Below are 20,890 nucleotides of genomic sequence, written 5' to 3'. Positions count from 1 at the left end.
AATGAAACTCGACACACAGGACCTGAAGGACCTTGCGGTCGGAGCCGCCTTTCTGGGTACCGGTGGCGGAGGCGATCCCTACATTGGCCGCCAGATGGTTCAAAAATGTCTCGACGACGGGCTGACGGTCGAACTGGCCGATCCGGATACGCTCGACGACGACGCTCTGGTTATCCCCACCGCCATGATGGGTGCGCCAACCGTGCTGGTGGAAAAACTGCCCTCCGGCGAGGAGGCCATCCTGTCGCTCAAACGGCTTGAAAAGAGACTGGGCAAGAGCGCGACCCATACCATGCCGATCGAGGTCGGCGGCATCAATTCCACCATCCCGCTGCTGGTCGGCGCCCGCCTCGGACTGCCCATCGTGGACGGCGACGGCATGGGCCGGGCTTTTCCGGAATTGCAGATGGAGACCTTCGGGGTCTACGGAATTTCCGGCTCCCCGATGGCGGTTTCCAACGAATGGGGCGACTGCACGCTGATCGAGGCCCGGTCCAACGAGATGATGGAGTGGCTGTCGCGCGGCGTCGCCATCCGGATGGGCGGGGCGGCCTATATCGCCGAATACGCCATGTCGGGCGCCGATGTGAAGCGCACCGCGGTGCCGCGTACCCTGTCGCTGGCCATTCAGATCGGCCGCGTCCTGCGCGAAGCCAAGGCGAACCACCAGAACCCGTTCGAGGTCCTGCTCGCCTTCATGCCCGGGACACTCTACAGCTTCGCCACGATTATCTATTCCGGCAAGATCTCGGATCTGCAGCGCGAGACCCGCAACGGCTTTTCCCTGGGCCGGGCGAAGATCGACGGTTTCGCTCCATATGACGGCGTGATGGAAATCGAGATCCAGAACGAAAATCTCATTGCCCGTGTGGACGGCAAGGTGCGCGCCATCGTTCCCGATCTTATCTGCATCATGGACAGCGAGACCGCCGAGCCTATCACCACGGAAAACTTGCGCTACGGCCAGCGCGTGACGGTCATTTCCGTCTCGGTTCCCGAGCTCATGCGCACGCCGGAGGCACTCGCCGTGTTCGGCCCTTCCTGCTTCGGACTGGACGAGCCCTACACCAAGATCGAGGACCTTTCCGCATGAGAGAAATCCACCCCCAGGATCTGGAAGACATCGCCGTCGGCGCCGCCATCCTGGGGACCGGTGGCGGCGGCGATCCCTATATCGGCAAGCTGCTCGCCCGCGGAGCCATCGAGGCCAACGCTCCCGTGAAGATGATTTCGCTGGAGGAACTGCCGGACGATGCAAAGGTCGTGACCTGCGGTGCCATGGGTGCTCCGACGATCCTTATCGAGAAGATTCCCTCAGGCGAGGAGATGCTCATGGCCCTCAGACACTACGAGGACGTGACGGGCGAGACCGTGACGGCGCTCATGCCGTTCGAAGCCGGCGGGCTCAACTCCTGCCTGCCGATCGTGCTCGCCGCGCAGACGGGCCTGCCTCTGATCGACGCCGACGGCATGGGCCGGGCTTTTCCCCAACTGGAAATGGAGACCTTCAACGTTTACGGCGTGAAGGCTGCTCCCGTTGCACTCGCCGACGAACGGGGCAATCTGGCCATGGTGGAGGCGGACGATGCCGCCAAGGCCGAGTTTCTGGCCCGGGGGCTGTGCATCCGCATGGGCGGGCAAGTCTGCCTGGTGAATTATCCGATGGACGGCGCGACGGCAAAGCGGGTCTCCGTACCGGCCACCATGTCTCTGGCCCAGGATATCGGCCGGGTCCTGCGGGAAGCCAAAAGGGAAAAGAAAGCGCTTCTCCCTACCCTGATCGACTTCCTGTCGACCACCCACTACGGATACGCAAAGCTTCTGGGCAGCGGCAAGATCTCGGATATCGAACGCAAGGTGGAAAACGGCTGGTCGGTTGGCGTGGTGACCATCGTGCCGTTCGACGACAGCGAGCCCTACAAGATCCGTATCCAGAACGAGAACCTTCTTCTGGAGCAGTCAGGCGAGATCCTGGCGGTCGTGCCGGACCTGATCTGCGTGCTGGACATCGACACTGTCGAAGCCATCCCGACCGAGCGGCTGCGCTACGGGCAAAGGGTCGATATCCTGGGGATCCGGGTGCCGGAAATCATGCGCACCCCGGAAGCGCTGGCCGTGTTCGGTCCGGGCGCATTCGGGATCGACGCCGACTACGTCGCTCTTGGAGGAGCCTAAAGCGCTTTGCGTTCAATCCAGCAGCCCGCTGGTGCGCGCGACATTGACGGCGAGCGCACGGCGAGAGACGCCGAGCTTTGCGAAGAGGTTCTTCAGGTGGAACTTGACCGTCGGCTCGCCCACATCGAGCCGCCGGGCGATACTCTTGTTGGACATGCCTTCGGCCAACAGCGTCAGCACTTCCCGCTCGCGCCGGCTCAGCAGACTGCCGCTCGGTGTCCGGCGCACCTGCGGAACGACGACGGAAGCCAGGTACTGCGAGGTGGTGTGCCCCATCCGGCGAAGCCCGACCCGGCGAACGAGCTTGCGTATGACTTCGGCGAAGTCCCTGCCTTCGTCCCGGTAGTGCTGGATCTGACCGCCGGGATGGGCCAGCAACGCGGCCTCGTTGAGCGCCGCGACCGCGGCAGCATCGTCGCCCTTGCGTGCGTGTATCTCCGCAAGGAGCAGTGAAACCCGGATGAGATGGTCGGCCCGCCGGGTTTCGCGCACCTCCTTCGCCGCAGGCGCCAGCAGCGCAAGCGCTTCGTCAAGACGGTCCTGGCGCAGCCGCAGGCGCCCGATGGCCAAGGCCGCATCCCGGCGTTCGCGTACCGTCGGCCAGGCGCCCGCATCCTCCGGATGCGGCCACTGCTTCAGCCCCCGTTCCGCCTGCTCGTGCAGACCCGCCCATGTCTGGAGCTCCATCCGCAGAATGGAGAGCGCCAGACGGAGGCGCGGCAAGTCGCGCTTCTCGGCGACTTCTACTCCGCCTTCGAGAATTTTCTCCGCTTCGGCAATACCACTCTCATCGAACCGCACACGGGCGAGTATGCCATAGGCCTCGACATAGAAGTCGACCCAGCCCTCGGCAGTTTCCATAATCGGAATGGCTTGCTGCATCAGCCGTCCGGCATCGCCCGTCTGTCCCTGCCGATAACGCAGGCCCGCGAGCGGAACGTTGGCGATGGCCAGCAGATTGGCGTCGTTCCAGTACTGTCCGTGAATAATGCCAAAGGCCTCGTCCAGATGGCCGAATGCCGCCGAGAAATTGTTCCCCAGCATGTCGATGAACGCCAGGTGGGCCAGCATGAAGGCCTGCGGATAGCTCGACCTTTCCTCCCGGTAGAGCGACAGGCCGTGCTGGGCCGTGGTTTTCGCGGCCTCCAGATCTCCAAGGCGCGTGTAGCATATAGTCAGGTGATTGTAGATCCAGCCGAGCCGCCAGGTGTTTTCATTCCGCTCGCCATCCGCTTCCTCCCTCAGTCTCGCGATGCCGGCGACATCCATCGCCCGGTCCTCGTAGACTTCGTTGAGACTGTCGATGTGGCGCAGCATCGCGACCCAGCTTTCCGTGCCTGGAATGCGTCCCGCCCTGGTGTCGTCCAGCAGCGCATCGAGGACCGCGCGAGCCTCCTGGATCTGCCCTGTCTTGCCCAGCATCACCGCCCGGCAGAGGCGCAACGACGGCGTCTTCAGCACGACGGAATGGGGAACCGCGTCGATGATCCCGCGCAGAACCGTGTAGCCGGCACGCAGGAAAAGTTCGACGCCGCCCGCCTGTTCGATCGTGTCGATGGCAAGGTCTATCTCGCCGGCTATGGACGCATGCAGCACGGATTTTGCCAGATTGCCGTTTTCCGCGAACAGCTTCGCCGCCCGGATGTGCCTATCCTTGCGGCTCTCGCCGTCCTCCTGGATATCGTGAAATGCCAGGGCACGGGACACCACCGTGGAAAGGCGGAACCAGCCGGCGTTCTGCTCCTCGGTCTGGATCAAAGGGGAAAGCTGCTCGATCTGGCGCAGCGTATGATAGTCGAAGGGCAGTTCGGCCAGCGAAGACGCAATCCTGAGCGTGAAGTTGTCCAGGCCCTCGACAGCTTTCAGAACCTTGAGTTCGATTTCATCCAGATTGGGGATCACCTCATCGAGAAGAAACTCGCGGTAGACACGCGACTCGCCTTCCACCAGAGCCGCCCTCTCCAGGCCGTTGACCCCGTGCTCCAGTTCGATCAGCGCCAGCCGCATCAAAGCCGGCCAGCCGTTGAGCGTCTCGCCGGCCCTGTCGAGTTCCTGCGTCGTCAGCCACGAGCCGAGCAACTGCCGGGTCTCGCCGCGGTTGAAGCGCAGGTCCTGATCGGAAATTTCCGCAAGAAGACCGCGCATGCGCAACCGCGAGAGGCGAAGCTCGGGCAACCTGCGGCCGGCGATCACGATGCGCAATGTGTCCGGCAGACGATCCAGCAACCAGGAGAAAAGCTCCGGGCCCTTCAACCGGTCGACGTCGTCGAAATAGAGTTCGACGATCCTGTCATGAGTGGTGAAATGGGCCGCGAGCCAATCGGGGCCATGGCGCTCGATGGAAAGCGCTTCCGCCAGGCGGCGCTGGAGGTCTTCCAGTCCGTCTTCCGGCTTCAGGCTGAACCAGACAGCCTCCCTGCCCCGGCGCTCCGCTGTCCGGAACAGCTTCGCCATGACTTCCGTCTTGCCGTAACCGGCGGGGGCATGGATGAGGACGACCTGGCCGTCGAGGCCGGAGATGAGGCGGTGCTCCAGTTCCGGCCGCGCGAGCAGTCTCAAGGTGTTGCGGGGAGGACGAGACAGGATTTTCCGGTTTTCAGCCTTCAAGATACCTACGGGAGTTCACCTTTCCGCTTGGATGACCGTGAAGTTCAACATGCCCCGGACGACTTGCCTTCGCAAGTTCAACGAAGTTTGCAGCCCGCATCAGTCCGCGGCCGGGCCGGGCGAGGCATTCCGGTGCGGGTTGTTGATCCATCGATCCTGAAACTGTTGGTGTTTGGTCACCAGCCAGTCTCAGACCTTCAATGCGAGAGAACACCCTTTTTGGGTTGCTCTGCCCAGTCCCATCCAAGCCTCTGATTACCGTCACGCCTCGTCTATCCCGAACGCCAGCAGGAAGCGGTCGACCGCGCGTGTGATTGCGACAGACGGATCGTCCGGGCACGGGGTGCGGTAGATGTGCTGGCGGATGCCGATGTAGACGATGCCGCCGTGGAGGTTCCAGATGTCTTCCATGGTGGGGATCTCGCCGGAGCGCGCGGCGAATTCGATCTCTCCCAGAAGCGGCCTCAGGATCACGTCGCCCAGATGCTTGAGGTAGCGGCGGTTCAGCTCGGCTCCGGACAGGCCGGAGGACATGAAGATGCGCATCCACTCGTACTGAAAAATGAGCGTGCTGTATTCGGAGTAGAACGCCAGCAACCGGCCGCGCAGCGGCACCGACCGGTCTGTCAGGCGGTCGGGCCAGTCGGGCGCCAGCCGGTTGAGATAGACCTGCTCATAGACCGCCTCGATCAGTTCGTCCTTGGTGGCGAAATAGTTGAACAGAAGCGACTGCGTCACGCCAAGGCGTTTGGCAAGATCGCGCGTCTTGCCGTCGAAACCGACCTCGGCGAAGAAGGCCACGGCGCCGTCGATAATCTGCTGGCGGCGCTCCTGCGGCGGCAGTCTCCGCCGGGCTGATCGCTCCTCGATGACGGAGCCTTCCGCCTGTCCATTGATATCCATATTTCCGCCCGCGCTTTTGCTTCGCCAAATATTCTACTTGCATTCGCGCGAGAATTATAGATCATCTGCTCAATAAGATTGATCAAATGCTCAATAAGCGACGCGAGGAGGCGTTGCGGGCATTACGGGAGGGGTGGCCATGAAGGCATCGGTGGGCGGATATGCCCGCGCATCCGATTTGCGGCATGCGCTTGAGCTGCTGTCGGGGTCTGGCGGATTGGGCCGGGTTCTGGCCGGTGGCCAGAGCCTGATCGCCGCGATGAACATGCGCCTGTCGGCAGGCGATCTCCTCGTCGACATCTCGCGCGTTTCAGACCTCTCCGGGGTCTCCGATACGGGGGAAAGGCTCCTGATCGGCGCCCTGACACGGCATGTCGAGATCGCCGGCAATCCCCTCATCCGCGAACACGCGCCCCTTCTGTCCCGGGCCGTTCAATATATCGCTCACGCGGCGATCCGGAACCGGGGAACGATCGGCGGCGCCCTCGCCCATGCCGATCCGGCCGCCGAATTCCCGGCCTGCATCCTTGCCCTCGGCGCGACCTTGCATATCGAGGGACTGCACGGACGGCGGGACGTCGCAGCCGAGGACTTTTTTCAGGACATCTTCGAGACCTCCATCGGCGAAGGCGAAATCCTGACCGGGATCTCGGTGCCGAAAGCCGAGGCGGGAGAAGCGCATCTGATAGAGGAAGTCGCCCGCCGGTCCGGCGATTACGCGCTGGCCGGACTGTGCCTGGTGAAACGGGCAGCCGGTCATCGTGTGGCGCTGTTTTCGGTCGGACCCAAACCGCTTCTCGCCAGGACCGCGATGACCGCCCTCGACCGGGGTGACGTTGAAGGCGCCGCGAAAGCCCTGCACGACGAACTCGACCCGCCCTCCGACACCCAGGCCAGCGGCGCCTACCGCCGGCATCTCGCTCAGGTTCTCCTGCGCCGCGCCGTTGCAAGGATTGAGGGAGCGACCGCATGAACGAGGCATTCCGCGACAAGGTGGACATTTCCCTGACCGTGAACGGAGAGCCCGTCGAGGCACGCGTGCCCGCCGGTCAGCATCTCACGGACTTTCTGCGGCTGGAACTCGGGCTGACAGGCGCGCACGCCAGTTGCGAACACGGGGTCTGCGGTGCCTGCACCGTGCAGGTCGACGGCGCCCCCATCCGGGGATGCCTGATGCTCGCCCCGCAGGCGGACGGCGCAGAGGTATGGACCGTCGAGGGCTTGAGCGACACCGACGCTATCAAGGATCTGCAAGAGGCGTTCGTGGCGAGAAACGCGCTCCAGTGCGGCTTTTGCACACCGGGCATGCTGGTCGCCGCGAAAGACCTGCTTTCCCGTGGCGGCATCCCCTCCCGGCAGGAGATCCGCGAGCACATGTCGGGAAACTACTGCCGCTGCACCGGCTATGAAGCCATCGTGGACGCTGTTGAAACCGTGGCGCGGGCGCGCGCCGGAAAGGGAGCGGCATGACCATCGAGTTCGGCAATCCCGACCGACCAAACTCCTATATCGGCAAGACCGTGCCGCGTCCGAATGCCGGCCGGCTGGTGCAGGGACGCGGGCGATATGTCGACGATATCGTGCTGCCGCGCATGGTCCACGTCGCCTTCGTGCGCTCGCCATTCGCTCATGCGCGCATCGCCGGCATCGATGCCAACGAGGCAAAGTCCGTCAAGGGCGTGCTCAGGGTCTTCACAGGTCAGGACATCGCCGAGGTCTGCACCCCTTGGGTGGCGGTTCTGGCGCACCTGAAAGGCCTGAAGTCGCCGCCCGAATATCCGATTGCCGTGGACAGGGCGTGCTGGGTCGGAGAACCGGTCGCCGCGGTGGTGGCAACCTCGCGCGCGGCCGCCGAAGACGGTGCGGCCCTGATCGACGTCGACTACGACCCGCTCCCGGTGGTGACCGACATGATGAGCGCCCTCGATGCGGAGACGCCCGTCCTCCACGAGGATATGGGCGACAATCTTGCCTTCCGGCGCCTGCACGAGGCAGGCGATATCGAGGCCGCGTTCAAGTCCGCGCATAAAGTCGTCTCGACGCGCTTTCGCACCGCCCGGCACACGGGCGTGACGCTTGAACCGCGCTCCATTCTTGTCGACTGGAACCCCGCCGAAGGCCAGTTGACCGCCTATCACGCGACGCAGGCGCCGCACATGATGCAGACGGTGCTCGCCGAACATCTCAGCGTTCCGGAAAGCCGGGTCCGGGTGATCTGCGGCGATGTCGGCGGATCCTACGGCATCAAGGTCCATGTCTATCCCGATGAAGTGGCGACGGCGGCAATCGCCAAAATTATGAGCCGGCCGGTGAAATTCGTGGCTGACCGCCTGGAGAGCTTCACCACGGACATCCACGCCCGCGACCACGAGATCGAAGCCAGGATCGCCGTCGAGGAAGACGGCAGCATCACTGCCATGGACATCGACGACTGGACGGCGATCGGCGCTTATTCGGTCTATCCGCGCACCTCCGCCATCGAGGGCAATCAGGTGGTGAACCTGTGCGGCGGCCCCTACGACTTCAAGAATTACCGCGCGCAGACCACCGTGGTGTTCCAGAACAAGACCCCAACGTGTCAGTATCGCGCCGTTGGTCATCCCATCGCCGTGGCGATCACGGAAGGCCTGGTCGATCAGGCGGCGGCGGAGCTGGGCATGGATCCGGTCGAGATCCGCCGGCGCAACATGTTCCGCGATGACGCCTATCCGGTGACCTCCCCAGCCAACATGCGGTTCGAGGGCCTGTCGCACCATGCATCCATGAACAAACTCATGGAACTCATGGATTACGATGGGTTACGCGCGGAACAGGCCGAGCTGCGTAAGGCGGGGATCCACCGCGGCATCGGCATCGCGAGCTTCATCGAACTCACCAACCCATCCCCCTTCATGTACGGCATCGGCGGCGCGCGCATTTCGGCGCAGGACGGCTGCACCGTGCGAATGGATCCGGACGGCTCCGTCGTCGCCCTGTCCGGTGTGACCGAGCAGGGCCAGGGCACCGAGGCCATGCTCAGCCAGATCGTGGCCGAGGGTGTCGGCGTGTCGCCGGACAAGGTGCGCGTCATTACCGGAGACACGCAGGTTACGCCCTATGGCGGCGGCACCTGGGCCTCGCGCGGGGCCGGCATCGGCGGCGAGGCGGCGTTGCAGTCCGCCCGGGCGCTGCGCGAATCCATCCTGACGGTCGCGGCGGCGATGCTGCAGACGGAGCAATCCCGGCTGGACATCCGCGACGGGCAGGTCGTCGACGCTGCCACTGGCGAGAGCCGCATGCCGCTCGAGGAGCTGGGCCGGATCGTCTATTTCCGTGGAGACACGTTGCCGAAGGGGCTGCCCAGGGAACTGGTGCAGACCCGCCATTTCATCACGTCCGACTATCCCTTCGCGTTCACCAACGGTGTGCAGGCCTCCTATCTGGAGGTCGATATCGAAACCGGGGTCGTGAAGCTGCTGAAACACTGGTGCGTCGAGGACTGCGGCCGGATCATCAATCCGCAGCTGGTCGACGAGCAGATCCGCGGCGGCATCGTTCAGGGCCTCGGCGGAGCGCTTTTCGAGGAAATCCACTACGACGCGGACGGCCAGTTGCTGAACGGGTCGATGGCCGACTATCTCGTACCGATGGCGGCCGAGATGCCGGACATGGTCGTGGGACATGTGGAAACGCCCACAAAGGAAAGCCTGCTCGGCGCGAAAGGCGCGGGCGAAGCAGGTACGGCCGGGGCCCCGGCCGCGGTCATGAATGCGATCAACGATGCATTGCGTCCAAGGGGCGCGCAGGTCACCGAGATGCCGTTCACACCGGAGCGGATCCTGCGGGCACTGGGCGTATTGGAGGACTGAACCAACGGGGGCTTTGGAGGAAAAGCCCCTCATCCAGGGAGGAAAAAAAATGAAATTCATAACTCTAGCAACAGCAACCGCGATCATTGCCGGCTCCGCCGGCTGGGCCGCCGCGGAACAAACGATCACGGTCAATATCGGCTCGTCGCACCCGGAACAAAATATCTGGGTTTACGCGATGAAGAACACCTTCCAGCCGGAGGTGAACCGTATTCTTGAAAAAGCGGGCGATTACAAGGTCGACTGGGTCGAGGCCTATGCCGGCACACTTTACAAGTTCACCGATACGCGGGAAGCCGTCATGGACGGCATCGTCGATGTCGGCATGGTCGGTACTGTCTGGGAAGGCGCCAACATGCCGCTCCAGAACGTGACTTATTTTACGCCCTTCGCGACCGAAGACCACAAGATGATCATCGAGATTTTCGATGACCTTTCCGAGAACCTGCCCGAGCTGCGCGACAGCTGGGCGGACAACGGCATGGTGCATCTGTCCTCGCTCATCACCGACAGCTACGACATCTACGCGACCTTCCCGGTCAACACGATGGCGGACCTGCAGAACCGGAAGCTGAACGCTCCGGGAACATCGGCCAACTGGCTCCAGGAAACCGGCGCTACACCGGTCGACGGTGCGTTGACGACCTACTACACCAACATCCAGACCGGCGTGACCGAGGGCACCCTGTCCTTCGCCTCCGGCATCCTGCCGACGCGCGTCTATGAAGTTGCTCCCGAACTGACCCGCGTCGGGATCGGGTCGATGTATTTCGGCGGCATCGCGGCCAACAAGGCGTTTTTCGACGGCCTGCCCGAGCCCGTTCAGGCGGCGTTCCGCGAGGCCGCGAAAGCCACATCCGCCGCGCATGGCCAATACGTCGAGGACCTTGCCAAGCGGGCCCTTGTCGAAATGCAGGAAGCCGGCCTGACCATCCACGAATTGCCGGAGGCTGAAAAGACCGCCTGGGTCAATGGCCTGCCGAATATCGTGACGCCCTGGCTCGAGCAGACAGGCGATGCCGGACGCGTGGTGCTGAAGGCCTATTTCGACGCCTTGCGCGATCGGGGCGCAAAACCTCTGCGGGCGTGGGACGAAGGTCTTTGATCGCCACCATTGACTGACCACAGGCCCGCCCGGCACCATGTCCGGGCGGGCTTTTTCAAGACAGAGCGGATGCAAGAATGAGCGACGACATTGCGGCCGAGAATGACGACGCCTTCATTCCGAAATACTCGGAGGCTCCCTTCGGAGCGCTTCTGGGCACGGTCGCCGCCGTCATGTCTTCCATCGGCACACTTGGCATAGGTGCCCTGATGGTGCTGATCGTTGCCGATGTGCTGGGCCGTAACTTCTTCAATGCCCCCATCACCGGGGTTGCCGAGATCGCCGGGCGCACCGTCGTCGCCATCGTATTCCTGCAGATCGCGGCAGCGATCCTGCAGAAGCGCCTGACCCGGGCCGACTTTCTCATTCGCCGCCTGAACGGAAGCTCTCCGCGCGCGGCCGCGATGATCGAAATGATCTTCGCGCTGACCGGGGTGATCGTGCTGGCCGCGATCCTCTGGGCCTCCTGGCCGAAATTCGCCGATGCCTGGCAAACGTCGGAGTTCTTCGGCGTCCAGGGTGTCTTTACCGTTCCAACATGGCCCTTCCGCGGGATCACGGTCCTGGGATCGGCTGTCGCCGCGCTCGCGGCGCTGTACCGGGCGCAGGATGAAGCCCGCAGGTTCCGGAGCCTCGCATGACGACGCTTACCATCGGCCTTCTGCTTGTCGGCGCATTGATCGTGCTGGTCCTTGTGGGAATGCAGATCGCCTACGCGCTGTTCACGGTGGCCTTCGCCGGGATCTGGATCATGCGCGACAATGTCGGTCTTGCCTTCCGGATGCTGGAGCTGACGGTCTATAGCGGCATCGCCGATTACCTCTTCGCCACCATCCCCCTGTTCGTGTTGATGGGCCTGCTCGTCAGTGTGTCCAATGTCGGCCGGGACACCTTCGAAGTGGCCGAAGACCTGTTGCGCCGGGTGATCTGTGGGCTTGGCGTTGCCACCGTCGCCGCGAATACCATTTTCGCCGCTGTCACCGGGGTGTCCATCGCCTCCGCCGCTGTCTTCACCCGTGTCGCCGTGCCCGAAATGCGCCGCCACGGCTATCGCGCGTCCTTTGCCGCCGGAACGGTGGCCGGGTCCTCGGTGCTTGGCATGCTGATCCCGCCAAGCCTGCTGCTGATCATCTACGGTGTGCTCGCCGAGGTTTCCATCGGCGGCATGTTCATCGCCGGCATCGTGCCGGGCCTGTTGCTCGCGGGCGGCTTCGTGACGATGCTGATCACCGTCACCGCGCTGTTCCCGGGCTTCGTCCTGACCGACCCGGCTGCCTCACGCGAGCGCCGCCTCGACCGGGACATCGAACGCATGCCCGCCGGACAGATGATCGGCAAGCTCATCCCTATCGTCCTGCTGGTCATTCTGGTGCTCGGCGGCCTTTATACCGGCTACTTCACTCCGACCGAGGCCGGCGGCGTGGGCGCTTTCGGCGCGTTTCTCGTGGCGCTGTCGCGGCGTTCCCTCGACCGGCACAAGCTGTGGCAGGTGATGAAACAGACCGGCGTGATCTCGGTCTCGATCCTGCTGCTGCTGATCGCGGCGAGCTTCTATTCCCGAATGCTGTCAATCGCCGGACTGCCGAACGCCATCGCCGGCCTCGTGAGCGATACAGGGCTAGGGCCGTTCGGCTTTCTGGTGTTCTGCGCGCTCATCATCCTGGTCATGGGGATGATCCTCGACAGTACATCGATCCTGCTGATCATGGTCCCGATTACGGCCCCGATCGCTCAAAGCATGGGGATCGACCTCAGCCATTTCGGCATCGTCATCGTGATCGCGGTGGAAATCGGACTGTTGACGCCCCCCTTCGGCATATCGGTCTTCACCGTTCACAACACCCTCAACGATCCAACGGTCTCGGTGGAGCAGATATTCGCCGCCACACTCCCCTTTATTGCGGTGATGCTGTGTGTTCTGGTGCTCGTCATTCTGGTTCCAGGAGCAGCGACCATCTTCCTGTGAAGAATGCCTGTCTGTCTTCGCCGGCCGATCCTGACCGAACAACGGGGCTGGGCCTGTCCCCGCCATGAGCCGATACGTCGTGACCCCGCGAAAAGGCCGCGTAAAACCGCGCGGCCTTTTCGCCGTCAGATCGTGACGGTCATTTCCTCCATGACCGATCCGTAGCCACCTGCCATCAGACCGGTGATCCTTCCGTCCTCGAGATCGAGGTCGACGGTGATGACGCTCGGTGAAGGCGGCGTCATGAAATGGCCCTGCTCGATGACCAGACGGGGCTTTTTGATGTCCAGCAGGTCGTGGAGCACGCTGGCGAGAGGCCCTGCCGCCATGCCGGTGGCTGATTCTTCATCGATTGCATATCGCGGCGCAAACATGCGCGCCGTGGCGTCCGCCTGCGTGGCACTGCGGTCGGTCGTGAAGACATAGTAACCGATCAGGTCCAGCTTGTTGCTGATAGCGTCGATCCTTGCCTGGTCCGGTGCAATCCGCTTCAGAACGCCGGCGTCGCGTACGGCCACGACGATGAAGCTGTTGCCCGTGTTGACGAGCACCGGGCGGATGCGAACGTCCAGCTCGTTTTCGCCAATACCGAGCGATGCCAGCACATCCGCCTCGCCGACATCGCGTTCGGCCCAGTCCGCACTGTGTTCGTACCTGGGTGCGAGCTGCTCCATGTAGGCGGCGCCGTCCTTGATGATGATCTTCCGCGGGCCGTCGACGGTCTCCTTCGACGTGACCCCGTCCCGCGCCCGGCCCAGTTCCGCCAGATAGCTGAAGGCGGCGATGGTGGCGTGACCGCAATGGGCAATCCGCCGGTTGGGCGTGAAGAAGTCCAGCTTGAAGCCTTCGGATGCGGATTTCGACACAAAAGCCGTCTCGGAAAGTCCGATCTTGCCGGCTATCGCAAGCATGTCCGCATCGGACAGCATATCCGCATCGAGCACGACCCCGGCGGGATTGCCGCCATGGGCCTGTGTTGCGTTTTTGCGCGTGACGAACCCGTTGACGATACGGGCGGCGATTTTTCTGGTTTCATTCATATCCGTGACCTTGTTCTCATTAACTGATAACAACAATCATCCGGATAAACCAAAGCCGCAATGCCTGAATACATGAGTGAAATTCATGAATAGCGAAGATGCTCTCCGCAACCGCCTGATGCAGAATGCGACCCTTCTGAATGCAATCGTCGAGGAAGGAAACTTTTCCCGGGCGGCCTTGGCGGTCGGTCTGGAACAATCGGCCGTCAGCCATCGCATCAAGTCGCTTGAGACGGTGCTCGGTACGAAGCTGTTCGAGCGGACGACACGCCGGATCGTGCCGACAGAGGCGGGCCGGATCGTGTGCGAGGCCGCGCAGCGTTGCCAGGAAATCTGGGGCAGCGCCCTGGTGCGGATCGCCGACGTGAAGACGTCCAGGACCCTTCGCCTTTCCGTGTCCTCGTCCCTCGCCATGAAATGGATCGTGCCGGCGCTTCAACGCGCCCAGGCGGACGGCCTTGACCTCGTGGTCGATGTCGAGGATCGGCTGGCCGATCTCCACGGGGGCGAAGCCCAGGCGGCGATCCGCTACGGTGTCGGGCCCTATCCGGGTTTCCACGCAGATGCCCTCATTCGCGCTCACCTGGTCCCGGTCGCCCGTCCGGGCCTCGTTTCCGGCGGTCTGGCTCCGGCGTCCGGGGATGGCGGCGTGCAGCTTCTGGCCGACAGTTCCGGCGAGACGGATGGAACGGGCTTCAGCTGGAGCGCCTATTACAACGGGCGCAACTGGCCGGACGCTCCCGGGAAGATAAGCAATTCCCTTGCCCGGGCCGATCTTGCGATCCAGGCCGCCATCAGCGGCATGGGGGTTGCCCTCGGCCGGACGCTCCTGATCGAAAATGATATCGAGGCAGGTTTTCTCGAAGTTGTCGGAAAGCCTGTCGCCTCAAAGGCAAGATACTGGCTGGTAACGACGGCTGCCTATGCGGAAACGGACGGTTACCGCCATCTGCGAGACTGGATCCGCCGCGAAATCGAAACCGCACGCAGACAACACGGGCATCTGTTTTCCTTGCCTTGACGAAGGCGCTACATCTATCGCCGGTCCAAGCTGTCGTCCGCCGCCTGAACAGCTCCCTCACAGCGCATAGATTACTTCCGCGGCCCTGACCGCCGCGGACGCGCGGTTTTCGACGCCGAGTTTGATGAAGATCTGCTCCAGATGCTTGTTCACCGTGCGCGGCGACAGGCCGAGGATTTCGCCGATGTCCTTGTTGGCCTTGCCCTTGGCGATCCAGATCAGCACTTCGGCCTCGCGCTGGGTCAGCTCGAAGCGCTGCTGCAGGGCACGGATCTGGCCGGCTTCGTCTTCCGCCGTCACGCGGAAGAGATTCTCGTCCGGACCGACCCGGCCGAGCGGGTGAAGCTGGACCGCGAGGTCTTCCGAAAGACCCAGCATGAAGCTCTTGCGCCGGTCGCCCGCGAATTCCGCGCTGTCCAGCCACTCGCCGAGCGCCCGGCCGAGACGGAACAGGCTGGCCTCCGCGGCGCCGGTCCTTGCCAGAAGGTGCTGGATCTGCGGCGTCGACCACAGCACGCCGCCGTCGGTCGAAACGGCCACCAGGTGACGACCCGCCGCGTCGAGCGCCACATGGGCGCTTTGAACGGACCTTGCGTTTTTCAGGTGAACCTTGATGCGGGCCTTAAGCTCATCGACGTCGATCGGCTTGGTCAGAAAATCGACACCGCCGGATTCCAGCGCCTTGACGATGTGCTCTGTTTCCGAAAGCCCGGTCATGAAGATGACGGGGACATGCCTGAGCGCCGGATTGTCCTTGATCCGCCGGCAGGTGTCGAAGCCGTCCAGTCCCGGCATGACCGCATCCATGAGGATGGTGTCCGGGGTCACTTTCCCGCACACGGTCAGCGCCGCCTCGCCGCTGGTCGCCACCAGAACCGCAATGCCGGTCTTCTTCAGCGCCTCGGTGACGAACCCGAGGGTCTCCGGACTGTCGTCCACCACCAGGACCGTATCGCGGCGATCATCCGTCATGGGTTTCCAATCCGCTGAGCACTCGCCTGTAGGCGTCGAAGTCGAAACGGTTGAGATGTCCATGCAGCGTGTCGATCAGCGGGCCGTTCTCCGGTGTCTGCGCAAGTTCGCTCAGCTTAGCTTCGATCCCCTCCACATAGCCGATCTCCGCCAGCGAGATCAGATCCGCCACATGATCCGCACCCGGAGAGCGGAGCTGGCTGCCGGGACCTGACGCCGCGACGGCGTTCTGCGGCTTTTCCGTCCAGACGACACCCAGGTGTTTTTGCAGAAGATCGAGAAGCTGGCCGATGGTGAAGGGTTTGGCGAGGGTCGCATTGTGATGGACCTGACCGTCCGGGCGCAAGGCCTGATCGCCGATATTGGCCGAAAGCATGACGATCGGAGCGGTCTCACCCCGCGCCCGAAGGGTGTCCACCAGTTCCCAGCCGTTCATGCCGGGCATCAGGATATCGACAAGATAGAGGTCCGGGTTCAGCCCCTGGACATGCTCCAGACAGGCCGCGCCGTGCTCCGCTTCCACAACCGCGAAGCCGACAGGTTTGAGAATGTCGCTGACAAGCGCACGATGATCGGAATTGTCGTCGATGACGGCGATGGTACGGCGCGCGCCCTCATAGCCGCGCACCTGCCGCTCCAGACGGACGGTATCCACCGGACGGTCGACGGCGGAGAGCATGAGACGCACCTCGAAGGAAGCACCCCTGCCCGGCTCACTGGACAGGGCGATGGCGCCGCCCATGGATTCGGCCAGGAGCTTGGTGATCGTCAGCCCCAGCCCGAGGCCGGGCGTGCGCGCGCCATAGGCCGCCTTGCTGCGCCCGAAGGGCTCGAAGATCTTCGCCTGTTCGTCCAGCGCGATGCCGGGCCCGCTGTCGGCGACGACGAAGCCGGCGACCTGCGAGCGGTAACCGACCGAGAGGGAAACCTTGCCTTCTTGCGTGAACTTGATGGCGTTGGAAAGCAGGTTGACCAGGATCTGGCGCAGGCGTTTTTCATCGGTTCGGACAAAGACCGGCAGGTTGGGGGCACGGACATAGTCGAAACCGAGGCCCTTGGCGGCCGCCTGCATGCGGAACATGTCGACGATCTGCTCGAGAAATTCGTGAATGTTGATTTCGTTGGAATAGATCTGCAGCCGCCCGGCCTCGATCCGGGAAATGTCCAGAAGCCCGTCGATCAGGCCGGAGAGATGTTCCGCGCTGCGGCGGATGGTGCTGACGGCGGGTTTTCGCGCCGCCGGCAGCGTTTCGTCGCGCTCCAGCACCTGGGCGTAGCCCATCACCGCATTGAGCGGCGTCCTGAGCTCGTGGCTGAGGCCGACGACATAGCGGCTCTTGGCCAGGTTGGCCGCCTCCGCGTCCTCCTTGGCCTTCTGGAGCGCGGCGTCGGTAACGCCGTGGGCATCGATTTCCTTCTGCAGGAGCGCGTTCTGGCGGGCGGATTCCTCTTCCGCCACCCTGCGCGTGTCATTGGCCAGCACCAGAAACCAGCAGGCGATGCCGGCGACAATGGCGAAGACGAAGAAGATCAGCCCGACAGTCTGGCCGATGATGCCTGTCGGGTCTCCGAGCCGGCTGGCGGCCTGGCCATAGATGATCCACAGCACCAGACCGATGGCGGCGACCGACAGGATGGAGGTCAGGGCGTAGCGCCCGAGGCGCGTGCGGAAATAGACCAGCAGAGACTCGGGCAGGACATAGCCGGCGACTGTGCCGACCTGATGGGCGAAGCGGGCCTTCGGCTTGCAGGAATCGTGGCAGCGGGCGTCGAGGGTGCAGCACAGCGAACAGATCGGCGCCTGATAGGCCGGGCAATAGGCCATGTCCTCCGGCTCAAAGGGGTTCTCGCAGATGGAGCAGGCAATCTGTTGCATGTCCTGCCAGCTCTTGCGCGGCTTGCGCGCCAGATAGAACCTGCCCCCGGTGGCAATGGCGATCGCGGGCGCGGCGATGAAGGCGACCCCCATGGCAAGGAAGGTTGCCAGGGCCGCGGCGGCCTCGCCGAACTGACCGAAATGGGCCGCCAGCGCGATGCCGGCGGCAAGCAGCATCGCACCGGTGCCGACCGGGTTGATGTCGTAAAGATGGGCCCGCTTGAACTCGATGCCGGGCGGCGAAAGACCGAGCGGCTTGTTGATGAAGAGATCCGCCGAGATGGCGGACAGCCAGGCCATTGCGATGATGGAAAAGACGCCGAGCGTTTCTTCCAGAAGCCGATAAATGCCGAGTTCCATCAGCAGGAGCGCGATGCCGACATTGAACACCAGCCAGACCACCCGGCCCGGATGGGCGTGGGTGAGACGGGAGAAGAAATTCGACCAGGCCAGCGAGCCCGCATAGGCGTTCATGACGTTGATCTTGAGCTGGGCGACGACGACGAAAGCCGCCATCAGCAGCAGGACAAAGGTCTCGTTGGGGATCATGTAGCCGAAAGCGACCGCGTACATGCGCGAGGGCTCGTCCGCATGCTGCACGGGCACCCCGTGGGAAAGCACCAGCACGGCCAGGAACGATCCGGCGATCATCTTCGGCGCGCCAAGCACGACCCAGCCGGGCCCCGCCAGGAACAGCGCCAGCCGGTGACGCCGGCGGCCGAAGTCCTGGGCGGGCAGAAAGCGCAGGAAATCCACCTGCTCGCCGATTTGCGCCATCAGCGCAAGAATGACCGCCGATGCGGCCCCGAAACTGACCAGATTGACGCTTTCCCAGCCTCCGGGGCCGGCTTTCGGCGCTTGTGTCAGCGGATCGATGCCCGTGAACATCAGCCAGCTCCCGACCGCCTGCCAGTCGGTGAAGGCGATGAAGACGAAGGGCAGGATGTTCAGGACGATCCAGAAAGGCTGGGTGGCGATCTGAAACCGGCTGATCCATGTGATGCCGTGGGTCACCAGCGGAATGACGGCGACCGCGCTGACGATATAGCCGAGCCAGAGCGGCACGCCGAAGGCGAATTCCAGCGCGCTCGACATGATCGAGGCTTCGATCGCGAAGAGGATGAATGTGAAGCTGGCATAGATCAGCGACGTCACCGTCGAGCCGATATAGCCGAAGCCGGCGCCGCGGGTCAGGAGATCGATATCGACGCCATAGCGCATGGCATAGCGGGCAATCGGCAGGCCGACCACGAGCAGCACAATGCTGCCGACGAGAATGGCGATGAACGCGTTGGCGGTCCCGTGCGAGAGCGTGATCGCCCCACCGATCGCCTCCAGCGCCAGAAAGGAGATCGCGCCGATGGCTGTCTGGGAAATCGCGCGGGACGAAAAACGGCGCGCGCTCTTGGCGGTAAAGCGGAGCGCGTAGTCCTCAAGGGTCTGGTTGTTGACCCATTTGTTGTACTGGCGGCGGACCGGAAGAATGCGCTGACGGGCAGTCATGTGGCTTTCCCCTCTTCAGGACGGACTGCCCGCAAGCTGCCTCCTGCCCTAAGACTGGAAAGACCTAAGGTAATCGCCCCAAAAATCACCACTTGCCTAATTTTCAGGCAAATGCCCCTTGCCATATTGCGGTTTTTCGCCCCGTAGTTTGCGCCGAGCCCTCTATAGAGCACGTTTCATGCCGGATCGAGCGCACAATGTGACAAACCGGCCCCCCTCCCTCCCACTACGTCAAACGACGTATGTTGCGGCGCGATAGTTCCGGCGCACGATCCTTCCCCGACAGCGGCACTCCTTCCAGCCGCCAACCGCCGGCATGGGAACCGGCGGCGTCATGCACAAGGGGAATTCAATGAAAAAGACCTTCACCAAACTCGCTCTGGCTGGCCTGTTGGCCTCCACGCTCATCGGCGGCGCCTCCGCCCAGGAAGACACGATCAAGGTCGGAATCCTGCACTCGCTGTCCGGCACGATGGCGATTTCCGAAACCACGCTGAAAGACGCCATGCTGATGCTCATCGAAGAGCAGAACAAGAAGGGCGGCCTTCTCGGCAAGCAGCTTGAGGCCGTCGTGGTCGACCCGGCCTCCGACTGGCCGCTGTTCGCCGAAAAGGCGCGTGAGCTTATCGAAGTCAACGGCGTCGACGCCGTCTTCGGCTGCTGGACGTCCGTTTCGCGCAAATCCGTTCTGCCGGTCTTCGAGGAGCTGAACTCGCTTCTCTTCTACCCGGTCCAGTACGAAGGCGAAGAGTCACAGCGCAACGTCTTCTACACGGGCGCAGCTCCGAACCAGCAGGCCATTCCGGCCGTCGACTACCTGATGAACGAGGAAGGCGTCGAGCGCTGGGTTCTGGCCGGCACTGACTATGTCTATCCGCGCACGACCAACAAGATCCTCGAAGCCTACCTGAAAGCCAAGGGTGTCGCTGAAGAAGACATCATGATCAACTACACGCCGTTCGGTCATTCCGACTGGCAGACGATCGTGTCCGACATCAAGACCTTCGGTTCGGCCGGCAAGAAGACCGCCGTCGTCTCCACCATCAACGGTGACGCCAACGTTCCCTTCTACAAGGAACTCGGCAACGCCGGCATCAAGGCCGAAGATATTCCGGTCGTTGCCTTCTCCGTCGGTGAAGAAGAGCTCGCCGGTCTCGACACCGCGCCGCTCGTCGGCCATCTGGCAGCCTGGAATTACTTTCAGTCCGCCGACACCGATGCCAATGCCGAATTCATCGACACCTGGCAGGCCTATACCGGCGACGACAACCGCGTGACCAACGATCCGATGGAAGCGCATTTCATCGGCTTCAACATGTGGGTCGAAGCGGTCAAGAAGGCCGGCACCACCGATCCGGACGCGGTCATCGACGCAATCGTCGGCGTCAGCGTACCGAACCTGACCGGCGGCTACTCCGCGATGATGCCGAACCACCACATCACCAAGCCGGTGCTGATCGGTGAAATCCAGGATGACGGCCAGTTCGAGACCGTCTGGGAAACCTCCGGCCTCGTCGTCGGCGATGCGTGGTCCGATTATCTGGACGGCTCCAAGGATCTGATCTCCGATTGGCGCGCTCCCCTGTCCTGCGGAAACTTCAACACCGCAACCGGCAAGTGCGGCGGTTCCGGTTCCTAAGGGAAAACGACGTTGGGACGGGTCTTTCGGGACCCGTCCCAATCTCACTCCGGTCACGGGCTCGGAAAACACCCCCACCCCTAACCCCTCCCCACAAGGGGGAGGGGAACCTGGCTGAAGCCGCCGACTGTCTCCAACTTTACCAAACCAGGTTGGCCGGGTCAGTGCGTCTCGACAGGCAGGGACAAATCCCCCTCCCCCTTGTGGGGAGGGGTTAGGGGGGGGGTTCTTTCAA

General features: G+C 63.1%; 15 protein-coding genes. 10 read left to right on the top strand and 5 right to left on the bottom strand.

Annotated elements, in window-relative coordinates; all coding sequences use genetic code 11:
- Window position 1: 1 nt before the first annotated feature.
- Both CLV41_RS09560 and CLV41_RS09555 read left to right on the top strand, forming a co-directional pair.
- Window positions 2-1,093 carry a DUF917 domain-containing protein gene (locus CLV41_RS09560; protein ID WP_103222109.1) on the top strand — a complete coding sequence of 364 codons (1,092 nt, stop codon included), beginning with the start codon at window positions 2-4 and terminating at the stop codon, window positions 1,091-1,093.
- On the top strand, window positions 1,090-2,175 hold the full coding sequence (locus CLV41_RS09555) for a DUF917 domain-containing protein (RefSeq protein WP_103222108.1): 1,086 nt from the start codon (window positions 1,090-1,092) through the stop codon (window positions 2,173-2,175). Before CLV41_RS09560 ends, CLV41_RS09555 begins: the two co-directional genes overlap by 4 nt.
- Before the next feature lie 12 nt (window positions 2,176-2,187).
- Here CLV41_RS09555 and CLV41_RS09550 read toward each other — a convergent pair whose 3' ends face one another.
- Together CLV41_RS09550 and CLV41_RS09545 are read right to left on the bottom strand one after the other, a co-directional pair.
- The gene (locus tag CLV41_RS09550) at window positions 2,188-4,734 is read right to left on the bottom strand and encodes a LuxR C-terminal-related transcriptional regulator (protein WP_103222107.1); all 2,547 of its coding nucleotides are present in this window, start codon (window positions 4,732-4,734) and stop codon (window positions 2,188-2,190) included.
- A gap of 309 nt (window positions 4,735-5,043) precedes the next feature.
- On the bottom strand, window positions 5,044-5,685 hold the full coding sequence (locus tag CLV41_RS09545) for a TetR/AcrR family transcriptional regulator (protein WP_103222106.1): 642 nt from the start codon (window positions 5,683-5,685) through the stop codon (window positions 5,044-5,046).
- A gap of 139 nt (window positions 5,686-5,824) precedes the next feature.
- Here CLV41_RS09545 and CLV41_RS09540 point away from each other — a divergent pair, with 139 nt between their 5' ends.
- The 6 genes from CLV41_RS09540 (at window position 5,825) to CLV41_RS09515 (ending at window position 12,604) form a co-directional block, all read left to right on the top strand.
- Entirely contained in the window at window positions 5,825-6,658 is an 834-nt protein-coding gene (locus tag CLV41_RS09540; RefSeq protein ID WP_103222105.1) for an FAD binding domain-containing protein, read from the top strand.
- Window positions 6,655-7,155: a (2Fe-2S)-binding protein gene (locus CLV41_RS09535; RefSeq protein ID WP_103222104.1), complete on the top strand. Its 501-nt coding sequence runs from the start codon at window positions 6,655-6,657 to the stop codon at window positions 7,153-7,155. The genes CLV41_RS09540 and CLV41_RS09535 overlap by 4 nt, the downstream gene beginning before the upstream one ends.
- Window positions 7,152-9,533 carry a xanthine dehydrogenase family protein molybdopterin-binding subunit gene (locus tag CLV41_RS09530; RefSeq protein WP_103222103.1) on the top strand — a complete coding sequence of 794 codons (2,382 nt, stop codon included), beginning with the start codon at window positions 7,152-7,154 and terminating at the stop codon, window positions 9,531-9,533. Before CLV41_RS09535 ends, CLV41_RS09530 begins: the two co-directional genes overlap by 4 nt.
- Before the next feature lie 49 nt (window positions 9,534-9,582).
- A complete protein-coding gene (locus CLV41_RS09525) occupies window positions 9,583-10,638 on the top strand; it encodes a C4-dicarboxylate TRAP transporter substrate-binding protein (RefSeq protein ID WP_103222102.1) in 1,056 nt (351 codons plus the stop codon).
- A 77-nt stretch (window positions 10,639-10,715) separates the two neighbouring features.
- Window positions 10,716-11,279 (top strand): TRAP transporter small permease subunit, encoded by a 564-nt coding sequence (locus tag CLV41_RS09520; protein WP_103222101.1) that lies wholly within the window; start codon window positions 10,716-10,718, stop codon window positions 11,277-11,279.
- Window positions 11,276-12,604: a TRAP transporter large permease gene (locus CLV41_RS09515; protein WP_103222100.1), complete on the top strand. Its 1,329-nt coding sequence runs from the start codon at window positions 11,276-11,278 to the stop codon at window positions 12,602-12,604. The genes CLV41_RS09520 and CLV41_RS09515 overlap by 4 nt, the downstream gene beginning before the upstream one ends.
- 125 nt (window positions 12,605-12,729) lie before the next feature.
- Here the strand turns inward: CLV41_RS09515 and CLV41_RS09510 are convergent, their stop codons facing one another.
- A complete protein-coding gene (locus tag CLV41_RS09510) occupies window positions 12,730-13,644 on the bottom strand; it encodes a PhzF family phenazine biosynthesis protein (protein WP_103222099.1) in 915 nt (304 codons plus the stop codon).
- Window positions 13,645-13,729: 85 nt separating this feature from the next.
- Between CLV41_RS09510 and CLV41_RS09505 the strand changes: the two genes are divergently transcribed.
- A complete protein-coding gene (locus tag CLV41_RS09505; protein ID WP_103222098.1) occupies window positions 13,730-14,665 on the top strand; it encodes a LysR family transcriptional regulator in 936 nt (311 codons plus the stop codon).
- A gap of 57 nt (window positions 14,666-14,722) precedes the next feature.
- Here CLV41_RS09505 and CLV41_RS09500 read toward each other — a convergent pair whose 3' ends face one another.
- The gene (locus CLV41_RS09500; protein WP_103222097.1) at window positions 14,723-15,637 is read right to left on the bottom strand and encodes a response regulator transcription factor; all 915 of its coding nucleotides are present in this window, start codon (window positions 15,635-15,637) and stop codon (window positions 14,723-14,725) included.
- Window positions 15,627-19,016, bottom strand: coding sequence for a hybrid sensor histidine kinase/response regulator (locus CLV41_RS09495; RefSeq protein ID WP_103222096.1), 3,390 nt, complete (start codon window positions 19,014-19,016; stop codon window positions 15,627-15,629). The genes CLV41_RS09500 and CLV41_RS09495 overlap by 11 nt, the downstream gene beginning before the upstream one ends.
- Before the next feature lie 352 nt (window positions 19,017-19,368).
- Between CLV41_RS09495 and urtA the strand changes: the two genes are divergently transcribed.
- Window positions 19,369-20,655: an urea ABC transporter substrate-binding protein gene (gene urtA / locus CLV41_RS09490; protein WP_103222351.1), complete on the top strand. Its 1,287-nt coding sequence runs from the start codon at window positions 19,369-19,371 to the stop codon at window positions 20,653-20,655.
- Window positions 20,656-20,890: the final 235 nt, after the last annotated feature.

It is taken from the genome of Roseibium marinum, from assembly GCF_002906165.1.
Taxonomy (GTDB): domain Bacteria; phylum Pseudomonadota; class Alphaproteobacteria; order Rhizobiales; family Stappiaceae; genus Roseibium; species Roseibium marinum.
Note: the sequence above shows the minus strand (reverse complement) of the source record. Positions and strands in the feature narration are given on the sequence as shown.

What these genes read in the sequence shown, in the direction of transcription:
- CLV41_RS09560 (WP_103222109.1), top strand. Translation starts at nt 2, where the DNA reads ATGAAACTCGACACACAGGACCTGAAGGACCTTGCGGTCGGAGCCGCC.
- CLV41_RS09555 (WP_103222108.1), top strand. Translation starts at nt 1,090, where the DNA reads ATGAGAGAAATCCACCCCCAGGATCTGGAAGACATCGCCGTCGGCGCC.
- CLV41_RS09545 (WP_103222106.1), bottom strand. Translation starts at nt 5,685, where the DNA reads ATGGATATCAATGGACAGGCGGAAGGCTCCGTCATCGAGGAGCGATCA.
- CLV41_RS09540 (WP_103222105.1), top strand. Translation starts at nt 5,825, where the DNA reads ATGAAGGCATCGGTGGGCGGATATGCCCGCGCATCCGATTTGCGGCAT.
- CLV41_RS09535 (WP_103222104.1), top strand. Translation starts at nt 6,655, where the DNA reads ATGAACGAGGCATTCCGCGACAAGGTGGACATTTCCCTGACCGTGAAC.
- CLV41_RS09530 (WP_103222103.1), top strand. Translation starts at nt 7,152, where the DNA reads ATGACCATCGAGTTCGGCAATCCCGACCGACCAAACTCCTATATCGGC.
- CLV41_RS09525 (WP_103222102.1), top strand. Translation starts at nt 9,583, where the DNA reads ATGAAATTCATAACTCTAGCAACAGCAACCGCGATCATTGCCGGCTCC.
- CLV41_RS09520 (WP_103222101.1), top strand. Translation starts at nt 10,716, where the DNA reads ATGAGCGACGACATTGCGGCCGAGAATGACGACGCCTTCATTCCGAAA.
- CLV41_RS09515 (WP_103222100.1), top strand. Translation starts at nt 11,276, where the DNA reads ATGACGACGCTTACCATCGGCCTTCTGCTTGTCGGCGCATTGATCGTG.
- CLV41_RS09510 (WP_103222099.1), bottom strand. Translation starts at nt 13,644, where the DNA reads ATGAATGAAACCAGAAAAATCGCCGCCCGTATCGTCAACGGGTTCGTC.
- CLV41_RS09505 (WP_103222098.1), top strand. Translation starts at nt 13,730, where the DNA reads ATGAATAGCGAAGATGCTCTCCGCAACCGCCTGATGCAGAATGCGACC.
- CLV41_RS09500 (WP_103222097.1), bottom strand. Translation starts at nt 15,637, where the DNA reads ATGACGGATGATCGCCGCGATACGGTCCTGGTGGTGGACGACAGTCCG.
- CLV41_RS09495 (WP_103222096.1), bottom strand. Translation starts at nt 19,016, where the DNA reads ATGACTGCCCGTCAGCGCATTCTTCCGGTCCGCCGCCAGTACAACAAA.
- urtA (WP_103222351.1), top strand. Translation starts at nt 19,369, where the DNA reads ATGAAAAAGACCTTCACCAAACTCGCTCTGGCTGGCCTGTTGGCCTCC.